The sequence below is a fragment of the Streptomyces sp. NPDC041940 genome, assembly GCF_055589465.1.
Genome location: NZ_JBVJBP010000012.1, coordinates 149,837 through 161,734, shown reverse-complemented (window position 1 = coordinate 161,734; position 11,898 = coordinate 149,837). Strand labels below are relative to the sequence as shown.

Below are 11,898 nucleotides of genomic sequence, written 5' to 3'. Positions count from 1 at the left end.
GGCAGGTCCGGCACTGCTGCGCCCAGCCTACTGTTCCGAGGTGTCGGGCTGCCCGACTCGGAGGGACGCCGGGAGAAGTTCGGCCCCGGCTCTGAGGGCACGGAGCCGCCCACCACGTGCTGGCTCACAAGTGCAGATTGGCCAAGCGAGGAGGGTCCGTGAGGGTTTCGCCGGTCGTGCCAGGCGTTGTGAGAGGCTGGGTCGCATGAACCGGTTGGCTGGCATGACCTCGCCTTATCTGCTCCAGCACGCTGACAATCCGGTCGACTGGTGGCCGTGGGGACCCGAGGCGTTCGAGGAAGCACGGCGGCGGGATGTGCCCGTTCTGCTGTCGGTCGGATACTCCGCGTGTCACTGGTGCCACGTCATGGCCCACGAGTCCTTCGAGGACCAGCAGACCGCCGAGGACCTCAACGCCCACTACGTGAGCATCAAGGTCGACCGCGAAGAGCGCCCCGACGTGGACGCCGTCTACATGGAGGCCGTGCAGGCGGCGACCGGGCAGGGCGGCTGGCCCATGACCGTGTTTCTGACGCCGGACGCCGAGCCGTTCTACTTCGGCACGTACTTCCCGCCCGCACCCCGCCAGGGCATGCCCTCCTTCCGGCAGGTGCTCCAGGGCGTGCACCAGGCGTGGGACGAGCGGCGGGACGAGGTGACCGAGGTCGCCGGGAAGATCGTCCGGGATCTGGCGGGACGGGAGATCTCCTACGGGGATGACCGGACCCCCGGTGAGGAGGAGCTCGCGCAGGCGCTGCTCGGGCTCACCCGGGAGTACGACCCGCAGCGCGGCGGATTCGGCGGGGCGCCGAAGTTCCCGCCGTCCATGGTGCTGGAGTTCCTGCTGCGGCACCACGCGCGGACCGGCGCCGAAGGTGCCCTGCAGATGGCGTCCGACACCTGCGAGCGCATGGCCCGGGGCGGCATCTACGACCAGCTCGGCGGCGGCTTCGCCCGCTACTCCGTCGACCGCGACTGGGTCGTGCCGCACTTCGAGAAGATGCTGTACGACAACGCCCTGCTGTGCCGCGTGTACGCCCACCTCTGGCGTGCCACCGGCTCCGAGCTGGCCCGCCGGGTCGCTCTGGAGACCGCCGACTTCATGGTGCGCGAACTGCGGACGAACGAGGGCGGCTTCGCCTCCGCGCTCGATGCCGACAGCGACGACGGGACCGGCAAGCACGTCGAGGGCGCCTACTACGTGTGGACGCCCGAGCAGCTGCGTGAGGTGCTGGGGGAGCAGGACGCCGAGCTCGCCGCGCAGTACTTCGGCGTGACCGAGGAGGGCACCTTCGAAGAGGGCGCCTCCGTCCTCCAGCTGCCTCAGCAGCAGGAAGGGCTGGTCGACGCCGGGAAGATCGCCTCGGTGCGGGAGCGGCTGCTCGCGGCTCGGGCCGAGCGCTCCGCGCCCGGCCGGGACGACAAGGTCGTGGCCGCGTGGAACGGGCTGGCGATCGCCGCGCTCGCCGAGACCGGCGCCTACTTCGACCGGCCCGACCTCGTCGAGGCCGCCGTCGCCGCCGCCGACCTCCTCGTCCGGCTGCACCTCGACGAGCAGGCCCGGCTCACCCGCACCAGCAAGGACGGCCACGCCGGCGCCAACGCGGGCGTACTGGAGGACTACGCCGACGTGGCGGAGGGCTTCCTCGCGCTCGCGTCCGTCACCGGTGAGGGGGTCTGGCTGGAGTTCGCCGGCTTCCTCGTCGACCACGTCCTGGTCCGCTTCACCGACCCGGAGTCGGGCTCCCTGTACGACACCGCCGCCGACGCCGAGCAGCTCATCCGCCGCCCGCAGGACCCGACCGACAACGCCGCCCCGTCCGGCTGGAGCGCGGCGGCGAACGCCCTGCTCGGCTATGCCGCGCACACCGGCTCCGAGCCCCATCGCACCGCCGCCGAGCGGGCGCTGGGTGTCGTCAAGGCGCTCGGGCCGCGCGTGCCCCGCTTCATCGGCTGGGGGCTCGCCGCGGCGGAGGCCGTGCTGGACGGGCCCCGCGAGGTCGCGATCGTGGGACCGTCGCTCGATCACGAGGGCACGAGGACCCTGCACCGCACGGCACTTCTGGGCACCGCGCCGGGTGCGGTCGTCGCCGTCGGCGCCCCGGAGAGCGACGAGTTCCCGCTGCTCGCGGACCGTCCGCTGGTCGGCGGTGAACCGGCCGCGTACGTCTGCCGCAACTTCACCTGTGACGCCCCGACGACCGAAGCCGAACGGTTGCGTGCGGTGCTGAGTGGCTGAAGCGTCAGCTTTGACCGTGTGACTCCGCCAGGGCCCGCTCCACGATCGCCTCCAACCGGTCGTGATGCGCACCCCGCCAATACGCCCGCCCGCACGCCGTGCACTGCGCGAACACGTCATACGTCGCATGCGTCCCGTGCTTCAGCTGGTCGGCGACCTCATCCTTGGTCGCCTCACGCAGCACCCCGTTACAGGCAGTGCACCGCGTCCAGGGGAGCAGCTCCGGACGGAACCGGTCCAGGACGTCCCGGAGCTGCTCCTCGGGCCGGGTGCTGTACACGAACGCCCCGGCCCACAGCTCCCGCCGCCGCAGCAGCCCCCGGTCGCGGCTCAGCATCACCCGCTGCTCGGCGGCCGACAGCGCGGCCAGCGCCGGGTCGCCGATGTCGGTCGACTCATAGGCCGTGTCCACGCCGAGCAGCCGCAGCCGCCGCGCCAGCGTGCCGAGGTGCACGTCGAGGAGGAAGCGCAGGGGAGCGCCCGGGACCTTCTGGGGGCGCGCGACGGCCCGTACGACCACGGACTCGCCGGCGACCGGGACGTGCGAGAAGGGCACCTCACGGCCGTCCACGACCAGCGCGCCCACCTCGGTCAGCGGCACGCCCAGCGACTCGACGACATGGCCGAGGCCGGCGACGCCGTCGGTGGCGGCCCGTACGGTGCCCGCACTCCGGGCCCGGGGGACGAACACATGCAGCTCGGGGGCGAACTCGACGTGGATCTCGGGACCGTTCACCCGGTCAGGATGACACGGCGACGGGCCGCCGCCTCAGGGTTTTCCGGTCGGCAGGCCGTGTTCCAGGACGTCCAGGGCACGGTCGACGAGGTCCCGGATGTCGTCGCGGTGGCCGGTCTCGGCCCAGTAGTGGGAGACCTCCAGCAGCCCGCCCATCACGGACCTGGCGAACACGCGGAGCTCCAGGCCGTCGGGATCGAGGCCGGAGCGCTCCGCGAGGGCGGTGCGGAGCAGTTCGCAGGTGGCCGCGGTGCTCTCGAGCATGCGGGCCCGGACCGCCGGAACCTCGACCCCGAGCCGTGCCCGCAGCCGGGTCACCTCGGGTTCCTCGGCAAGGCTCAGGTCGAGTGCCTCGCGCATCACGTGCCGCAGGGTGTCGGCCCACGACTCGTCCTTTGGCCGGGCCCGCAGCTCCGCCGTCGTCACCGGCTCCCACTCGTCGGTGACGACGATGTCCTCCTTGGTCGGGAAGTACCGGAAGACGGTCGACGGCGACACCTCGGCGCGGTCGGCGATCTGCTCGATCGTCGTGGCGTCGTAGCCCTGCTCCTCGATCAGCGCGTAGGTCGCGGTGCGGATCGCCTGGCGGGTCTTGATCTTCTTCCGCTCCCGGAGTCCCAGCGGGGGCCGGTCGGCGGGGGTGCTGCGTGGGGCCGTCATGACATGACAGTAACTATCAAAAGGTAGTTACTGTCAATCTGCCACCCGCCCGCCCCGGGCGCAACGAAGACGGCCACGGCTGGAGAGCCGTGGCCGTGCAGGTCGGGTGGGGGAATCACGCGTGCTGGTACGCCACCAGCGAGATCCCCACATAGTGCGTGATGAAGGCCGCCAGGGTGAAGGAGTGGAACACCTCGTGGAAGCCGAACCAGCGCGGTGACGGGTTGGGCTTCTTGATGCCGTAGACCACGCCGCCCGCGCTGTAGAGCAGGCCGCCGACGATGACCAGGACGAGGACGGCGATGCCGCCGGCCCGCATGAAGTCCGGCAGATAGAAGACGGCCGCCCAGCCCATCGCGATGTAGCACGGCGTGTAGAGCCAGCGCGGGGCGCCGACCCAGAAGACCCGGAAGATGATCCCGGCCGCCGCCGCGGCCCAGACGCCCCACAGCAGCCACTGCCCCTTCGCGCCCGGCAGGAGCAGCATGGTCAGCGGCGTGTACGTGCCCGCGATGATCAGGAAGATGTTGGCGTGATCCAGACGGCGCAGAACGCCGTCCATGCGCGGGCTCCAGTTGCCCCGGTGGTACAGCGCGCTCACGCCGAACAGCAGGCAGGCCGTCAGCACGTAGATGCCGCAGGCGACGCGCCCTCTGGACGAGTCGGCGAGGGCGGTCAGCACCAGGCCCGCGACGAGAACGGCCGGAAACATGCCGAGGTGCAGCCAGCCTCGCAGCTTGGGCTTCACCGGGTGCGGCAAGGAGAGCGCCACCGGGCCACGGCCGTCGGCCGGCGGATCCGTGGGCGCGTCGGGGACGAACGCAGTCATGGCCGAATGGTAGCTACGGAACCGTAAGTGACCCATCAGTGCGGTCGATTGGCCGATGAAGAGTGGCCATCCTCTCATCGTCACCGAATCATGGTTACGCAAACGGACGGTCATATGAACCCAACGTGCACGCAAAGCGTCGCGAGAAACCGTGGCGATCCTCACGTTGCTCACCTGTGCGCTCCTCTGGACAGATGGGCGCGGACGTCGGATGATCAAATGAGTGCGGTCGGCACCGGATGAGCGCCAGGTTTCACCGTGAAGCATCCGGGTCGCAGCCCCCACGGGGCCTCCACATCGACAAAAAACCCTCATTTAGGAGCAATCGTGGCGCGCGACATCGCGGCTCCCACCGTCCCCACCACTCACCAGGGGCTGATCTCGTGGGTGAACGAGATCGCCGAGCTGACCCAGCCGGACAACGTGGTCTGGTGTGACGGATCCGAGGCCGAGTACGAGCGCCTGTGCGGGGAGCTCGTCGAGAAGGGCACCTTCAAGAAACTCGACCCGATCAAGCGCCCCCACTCCTACTACGCGGCCTCCGACCCCACCGACGTCGCCCGCGTGGAGGACCGGACGTTCATCTGCTCCGAGAAGGAGGAGGACGCGGGCCCGACCAACCACTGGAAGGCCCCCGCCGAGATGCGGGAGATCTTCCAGGGCGCCGGGGGCCAGGGCGGCCTGTTCCGCGGCTCGATGCGCGGCCGCACCCTGTACGTCGTGCCCTTCTGCATGGGTCCGCTGGGCTCGCCGCTGTCCGCGCTCGGCGTCGAGATCACCGACTCCGCGTACGTCGCCGTGGCCATGCGCACGATGACGCGCATGGGCCAGGCGGTCCTGGACGAGCTCGGCTCCGACGGCTTCTTCGTCAAGGCCGTGCACACCCTGGGCGCCCCGCTGGAGCCCGGCCAGGAGGACGTCCCCTGGCCCTGCAACCAGACCAAGTACATCTCGCACTTCCCCGAGGACCGCGAGATCTGGTCCTACGGCTCCGGCTACGGCGGCAACGCCCTGCTCGGCAAGAAGTGCTACGCCCTGCGCATCGCCTCCGTGATGGCGCGTGACGAGGGCTGGCTGGCCGAGCACATGCTGGTCCTCAAGCTCACCCCGCCGCGCGGCGAGGCCAAGTACGTCGCCGCGGCCTTCCCGAGCGCCTGCGGCAAGACCAACCTCGCCATGCTGGAGCCGACCGTCCCCGGCTGGACGGTCGAGACCATCGGCGACGACATCGCCTGGATGCGCTTCGGCGAGGACGGCCGGCTCTACGCCATCAACCCCGAGGCCGGCTTCTTCGGTGTCGCCCCCGGCACCGGCGAGCACACCAACGCCAACGCGATGAAGACGCTGTGGGGCAACTCCGTCTTCACCAACGTCGCCCTCACCGACGACGGCGACATCTGGTGGGAGGGCATGACGGAGGAGACTCCGGCCCACCTGACGGACTGGAAGGGCAACGACTGGACCCCGGAGTCCGGCGTCCCGGCCGCCCACCCCAACGCCCGCTTCACCGTCCCGGCCTCGCAGTGCCCGATCATCGCGCCCGAGTGGGAGGACCCCAAGGGCGTGCCGATCTCGGCGATCCTCTTCGGCGGCCGCCGCGCCACCGCCGTACCGCTGGTGACGGAGTCCTTCGACTGGAACCACGGCGTCTTCCTCGGCGCCAACGTGGCCTCCGAGAAGACCGCCGCCGCCGAGGGCAAGGTCGGCGAGCTGCGCCGCGACCCCTTCGCGATGCTGCCGTTCTGCGGCTACAACATGGGCGACTACATGGGCCACTGGATCGACGTGGCCAAGGGCAAGGACCAGTCCAAGCTGCCGAAGATCTACTACGTCAACTGGTTCCGCAAGGACGACCAGGGCAAGTTCGTCTGGCCCGGCTTCGGTGAGAACGCCCGGGTCCTGAAGTGGATCGTGGGCCGCCTGGACGGCACGGCCGAGGGCGTCGAGTCGCCGATCGGCGTCCTGCCCGCGAAGGGCGCCCTCGACACGGACGGCCTCGAACTGTCCGAGGCCGACCTGGACTTCCTGCTCACGGTCGACAAGGAGGTCTGGCGCGAGGAGGCCGCCCTGGTCCCCGAGCACCTCAACACCTTCGGCGACCACACGCCGAAGGAACTGTGGGACGAGTACCGCGCGCTGGTGAAGCGCCTGGGCTGAGACCCGCACCCGAGACTCCGCGGTCGGCCCGAACCGACAGTGCCCTGACCAGCAACATCGTCACGGCCGGCCGCGGTGACAGCAGCACCGGAGGCAGGGGTTCGCACAACGGCGTGCGAGCCCCTGCCTTCGTCGTTCCCGTCGCGCCCCCTTGCTCACCGAATCTTCACACCTGTTTCATGCTCTGCAGGCGCCTCACCGGTCCCGGTGGGGCTCTCAAAACAGCCTGTGGGGGGCACAGTTGAATACCGCACACCGTTCCAGACGGCTCGCCGCCACGCTGTCCGCCGCGTTACTCGCGGGGACCGGCCTGACCGTCGCCGCCGCACCCGCGGCGCACGCGGCGGCCTCCGACGCCGTGGCCAAGCTGCCGATCTCGTCGTACTCGGCGCTGGCCGTCGACAACGTCCACCAGCGCGTCTTCGTGGCCGACAGCAACGTCGGCTACCACCTCAACTCCGGCACCATCGCCGTCTACTCCTTCGAGGGCGAGCGCCTCACGACGCTCACCACCAACCAGGCCCATGTCTCCGGCCTCGCGGTCAGCGCCGACGGCAACACGCTGTACGCGGGTCTGCGCGACCGCATCGAGGCCTTCGACACCACCACCTACCAGCGCACCACCGTCGCCTCCGTCAGCACCGACACCTGCGGCCGGGAGGTCGCCCAGTCCGGCGGCCAGCTCTACTTCACGACGCCCTACGCGTCCTCGACCTCCCAGTGCGCCACCGCCGAGACCCACCTCGACGGGATCGTGAACGGCACGCACACCCGCACCGGCTGGAACGACAGCGGCGATCTGCTGCTGGAGGCCGGCGCCGGGGACCGCATGCTCATGGGCCAGCCGCTCAATGCGAAGGCGGCCGATCCCTTCCTCACCGTGTACGACACCAGCGACGGTGCCCTCGTCCGCAAGGCCGCACGGCGCTTCGCCGACGGCCAGGGCAACGGCGCCCTGAACCTCAAGGACCTGGCGTTCTCCGCCGACGGCGGCAAGGTCGCCCTGGCCGACGCCACGGCGGGCACCCGGCTGCTGAACACCGGGGACCTGTCGGACGCGGCGACCGGCTACCGGGCCCTGCCCGAGGGGGCCACCGCCGGCGCGGTCGCCTTCAGCGGCGACGGCAAGTACATCGCGCGCGGAGCCTCCGCCACCGGCGCAGTCCCCGACCTGCTGGTGCAGCCCGCCGACCCGGGCGACTCCACCACCCCGCTGGAGTTCGTCTTCGAGGGCAGCCTCGACGGCGACCGGGTCGTGCCGCGCGGCATGAAGTGGTCGGCGGACGGCTCCCGGCTGTTCGCGGTCACCACCAACGCGGCCGGCGGCCAGTACTGGCTGCACATCATCAAGCCGCCGGCCGTCCAGTACGACGCCCGCTTCACCGGAGGCCTCGCCCACAGCCCCGGCCAGGCCGTGGCGGGCGAGCCGCTGGCCGTGCGCGGCAAGCTGGAGCACGACGGGCCGGCGCCCGCCGAGCCGCTGAAGGTCAAGGCGACCCGCACCGACGCGAGCGGCACCCACGACCTGGGCACCGTCACCGTCAAGGCGGACGGCACCTTCACGGTCCTCGACGAACCCGACCGCCTCGGCGAGGCCACGTACACCGTGTCCTACCTCGGCGACCTGACCCACCGTCCGGCCACGGACATCACCCACACGGTGACGGTCGCCAAGGCCCCCACCACGATCGCCCTCACCGCCCCCGAAGAGGCGAACCTCTCCGACGGCATCGAGATCACCGGCCGATTCGACGCCCGGGGCAAGACTCTCGCGGAGCGAGCCGTGCTCAAGGTCGTACGCGAGGACCGCCTCGGCAGGGGCACACTCTCCTCGGTGACCGCCGCCGCCGACGGCACCTTCACCCTCAACGACATCCCCCGCACCTACGGCGACGTCACCTACACGGTGACGTGGCCGGGCGACGCCCTGCACGAGGGATCGACGGCGTCAGCGGAGATCTACGTCAGACGCTGAGCCCTTGAAGCGCCCCTGAGGGGCATGCCCTGAAGGGGCGCGGGGCTGTATCGATGTGCGGCTCCGCCGCGTGGGCGCGACAAGCCACACTCAACCCGCACCCACCCACAAACTGTGGCTCCCGGCCCGCGCGTCGCTGCGGGTGCGCGCGGACCGGGGCCGTACAAGGGAGCCCGAGACAGGCTCAGTGGGACGCGAGTGCGCGCGGCCCCAGGGCCGCCGTATGGGCGTCCATGCACTCGGCGGCAAGAATGGCCGCAGCCGTATCGGCCCGGGACGCGGCCACGACCAGCGCCCGCCCCGCCAGGGCATGCGCCCGCCGATGGAGCGCCACCGCACTCCGCTCGCGCCGCCCCCTGGACGCGCGGGTCGGCGTACGCCCACCCCTAAGCCGGGCCACCTGCTCCGTGAGCCGTTCCGCCGAGGTGTCCAGGTCGGCCGACGGTGCTGCGGCACGGAGTTCGTCCGTGACGGCGAGCAGCGCGGCGAGATGGCCCGCGAGCTGGATGTCCAGCTCCTCCTCACGCGATCGGTGGGGGAAGTCGGCGGTGGTGCCGGCCATCGTGCTGTGGACCGACTTGGTGCGGATCGGTTCGTACATGGGACGGCCTCCTGAGTGCTTCAGGAAGCCATCCTAGCTTAGATTTCGTCTAAAGTTGAGTTGTTCACAAAACCGGACCACCTGCACACGCAGGGTGAGCGGGGTCCCCGGCGGGGGCCGGTCTCCGGTCAGGGTTGGCTGTAACCGTCCAGGAAGTGCCCGATCCGGCCCATCGCGTCCCGCAGGTCACCGACCGACGGCAGGGTCACCACACGGAAGTGGTCCGGCTCCGGCCAGTTGAAGCCGGTGCCCTGGACGACCATGATCTTCTCGCGCCGGAGCAGGTCCAGGACCATGCGCCGGTCGTCCTTGATCTTGAAGACCTTGGGGTCGAGACGCGGGAAGAGGTACAGCGCGCCCTTCGGCTTCACGCAGCTCACGCCCGGGATCTGGGTCAGCAGTTCGTACGCCACGTCCCGCTGCTCGCGCAGCCGGCCGCCCGGCAGCACCAGGTCGTTGATCGTCTGGCGGCCGCTGAGCGCCGCGACCACGCCGTGCTGTCCCGGCATGTTCGCGCACAGCCGCATGTTCGCGAGGATCGTCAGGCCCTCGATGTAGGAGTCGGCGTGCGCGCGCGGCCCGGAGATCGACATCCAGCCGACCCGGTAGCCGGCGACCCGGTACGCCTTCGACATGCCGTTGAAGGTGAGGGTGAGCAGGTCGGGGGCGACGGAGGCGGTCGGGGTGTGCGTGGCCTCGTCGTAGAGGATCTTGTCGTAGATCTCGTCCGAGCAGACCAGCAGGTTGTGGCGGCGGGCGATGTCGGTGAGCCCCTTGATCATCGCCTCGTCGTAGACGGCCCCGGTCGGGTTGTTCGGGTTGATGATCACGATCGCCTTGGTGCGGTCGGTGACCTTGCGCTCGATGTCGGCCAGGTCCGGCATCCAGTCGGCCTGCTCGTCGCACCGGTAGTGCACGGCGGTGCCGCCGGACAGGGAGACGGCGGCGGTCCACAGCGGGTAGTCGGGCGCCGGGACGAGCACCTCGTCGCCGTCGTCGAGCAGCCCCTGCATCGCCATCACGATGAGCTCGGAGACGCCGTTGCCGATGAAGACGTGCTCGACGTCGGTCTCGATGCCGAGGGTCTGGTTGTGCATGACGACCGCACGGCGCGCGGCCAGCAGTCCCTTGGCGTCTCCGTATCCGTGGGCCGAGGACACGTTCCGGAGGACGTCCTCAAGGATCTCGGGCGGACACTCGAAGCCGAACGCCGCCGGGTTGCCGGTGTTGAGCTTGAGGATGCGGTGACCTGCTGCTTCCAGGCGCATCGCCTCCTCGAGCACCGGGCCCCGGATCTCGTAACAGACGTTGGCGAGCTTGGTCGACTGGATCACCTGCATGACAGGGAGCTTACGGCCCGGTAATGCCCCGTGGCTCGTGTTTTCCGCCACGCGAGACGCGCCGGTTTCGCATGAAAACGCCCTACGCAGCCTCATTGGCCTCCGGGGTACCGGCAGTGCGCGGTGGGGTGGAGTAGGCCAAAGGGGCGACGGGTGCGCGGTTCACCGCACCCCGGGGGGAGGGCGCCGGTACCCGGGCAAAGCCCGACGAAGCTCGGAAGCGGCCATCAAGTCCCCCAACCGTGCCCCCCAAGTTCCCGGCGGGCCAGGGCGGTTGCGTAGGGTCGGCCCGGACGCCGAAGGGCCCGTTGTGAAACAGGTTCTTGTGCCGCCCGCCTTGCGACGATCACAATGTGCATGACAACAGTGCGGGCGGCCGGAGGAATTCCGGCCGCCTCCGTCGCAAGAGGGGACCCCCCATGAGAAAACCTCTCGCCGCCGCGTTCTTCGCCCTGGCGATAGCCGGGGCCGGCGCGGCTCCCGCGACCGCTGCCGAGGCAGGCCCCCAGGGCCTCGGCAAGGCCGCGGACACGGGCAAGGTCACGTCCGCCGTCTCGGGCGTGGTCACGTCCGCCACGGAGACCCTGTCCGGGCTCAGGAGCCCGTCCGCCAAGGCGGTGAACTTCGCCGGCACCGTCGCGCTCAGCAACTGCTCCGGCTCCGTCGTCCGCATGCCGGACTCCGAGGACAACGACCCGGCGCTGGTCATGACCAACGGCCACTGTCTGGACGGCGGCATGCCGGAGCCCGGCGAGGTCCGCGTGAACCAGGCCTCCAGCCGTACCTTCGGCCTGCTCAACGCGTCCGGCTCGCGCGTGGCCACCCTGCGCGCCGCCAAGCTCGCGTACGGCACCATGACCGACACGGACGCCGCGTTCTACCAGCTCACCACCACGTACGGGCAGATCAAGAGCTCGTACGGCATCAACGCGCTGACCCTGAACGACTCCCACCCGGCCGCCGGCACCGCCATCAGTGTCGTCTCGGGCTACTGGAAGCGGATCTACAGCTGCAACATCGACGGGTTCGCGCACACCTTGAAGGAGGGGGACTGGACCTTCAAGGACTCGGTCCGCTACACCTCCTCCTGCAACACCATCGGCGGCACGTCCGGCTCGCCCATCGTCGACCAGGCCACCGGCAAGGTCGTCGCCATCAACAACACCGGCAACGAGGACGGCGAGCGCTGCACGGTGAACAACCCCTGTGAGGTCGACGCGAACGGCAACGTGACCGTCCGCAAGGGCATCAACTACGGCCAGCAGACCTACCAGGTCCCGGCCTGCTTCGGCGTCGACAGCAAGCTCGACCTGAGCGCGAGCGGCTGCACCCTGCCCAAGCCGTAAGGCAGGGTGCCGGGC

9 protein-coding genes are annotated in these 11,898 nt (G+C 70.3%); 4 read left to right on the top strand and 5 right to left on the bottom strand.

The genetic code is table 11. The features are described 5' to 3' along the window. Nucleotides 1-205: 205 nt before the first annotated feature. Nucleotides 206-2,239, top strand: a complete 2,034-nt coding sequence (locus ACZ6I3_RS21600) for a thioredoxin domain-containing protein (RefSeq protein WP_469416536.1) — start codon at nucleotides 206-208, stop codon at nucleotides 2,237-2,239. 4 nt (nucleotides 2,240-2,243) lie between these two features. Here the strand turns inward: ACZ6I3_RS21600 and ACZ6I3_RS21595 are convergent, their stop codons facing one another. The 3 genes from ACZ6I3_RS21595 to trhA all read right to left on the bottom strand — a co-directional run bounded on the left by ACZ6I3_RS21595 (nucleotide 2,244) and on the right by trhA (nucleotide 4,464). Next, on the bottom strand, nucleotides 2,244-2,975 hold the full coding sequence (locus tag ACZ6I3_RS21595; RefSeq protein WP_469416534.1) for a Mut7-C RNAse domain-containing protein: 732 nt from the start codon (nucleotides 2,973-2,975) through the stop codon (nucleotides 2,244-2,246). A 33-nt stretch (nucleotides 2,976-3,008) separates the two neighbouring features. Continuing rightward, entirely contained in the window at nucleotides 3,009-3,635 is a 627-nt protein-coding gene (locus ACZ6I3_RS21590) for a TetR/AcrR family transcriptional regulator (RefSeq protein WP_469416533.1), read from the bottom strand. A gap of 115 nt (nucleotides 3,636-3,750) precedes the next feature. Further along, entirely contained in the window at nucleotides 3,751-4,464 is a 714-nt protein-coding gene (trhA, locus tag ACZ6I3_RS21585; protein WP_469416532.1) for a PAQR family membrane homeostasis protein TrhA, read from the bottom strand. Nucleotides 4,465-4,791: 327 nt separating this feature from the next. Between trhA and ACZ6I3_RS21580 the strand changes: the two genes are divergently transcribed. Then, nucleotides 4,792-6,621, top strand: coding sequence for a phosphoenolpyruvate carboxykinase (GTP) (locus tag ACZ6I3_RS21580; RefSeq protein WP_469416531.1), 1,830 nt, complete (start codon nucleotides 4,792-4,794; stop codon nucleotides 6,619-6,621). Nucleotides 6,622-6,862: 241 nt separating this feature from the next. Then, complete coding sequence (locus tag ACZ6I3_RS21575; protein ID WP_469416530.1) at nucleotides 6,863-8,596, top strand: WD40 repeat domain-containing protein; 1,734 nt, start codon at nucleotides 6,863-6,865, stop codon at nucleotides 8,594-8,596. A 184-nt stretch (nucleotides 8,597-8,780) separates the two neighbouring features. On the opposite strand, the gene ACZ6I3_RS21570 is transcribed toward ACZ6I3_RS21575, so the two are convergent. Together ACZ6I3_RS21570 and ACZ6I3_RS21565 are read right to left on the bottom strand one after the other, a co-directional pair. Then, nucleotides 8,781-9,197 (bottom strand): SCO4983 family protein, encoded by a 417-nt coding sequence (locus ACZ6I3_RS21570; RefSeq protein WP_469416529.1) that lies wholly within the window; start codon nucleotides 9,195-9,197, stop codon nucleotides 8,781-8,783. A 128-nt stretch (nucleotides 9,198-9,325) separates the two neighbouring features. Beyond that, complete coding sequence (locus ACZ6I3_RS21565; RefSeq protein WP_469416527.1) at nucleotides 9,326-10,537, bottom strand: pyridoxal phosphate-dependent aminotransferase; 1,212 nt, start codon at nucleotides 10,535-10,537, stop codon at nucleotides 9,326-9,328. 419 nt (nucleotides 10,538-10,956) lie between these two features. On the opposite strand from ACZ6I3_RS21565, the gene ACZ6I3_RS21560 reads away from it, so the two are divergent. Beyond that, the gene (locus ACZ6I3_RS21560) at nucleotides 10,957-11,883 is read left to right on the top strand and encodes a S1 family peptidase (RefSeq protein ID WP_469416526.1); all 927 of its coding nucleotides are present in this window, start codon (nucleotides 10,957-10,959) and stop codon (nucleotides 11,881-11,883) included. Nucleotides 11,884-11,898: the final 15 nt, after the last annotated feature.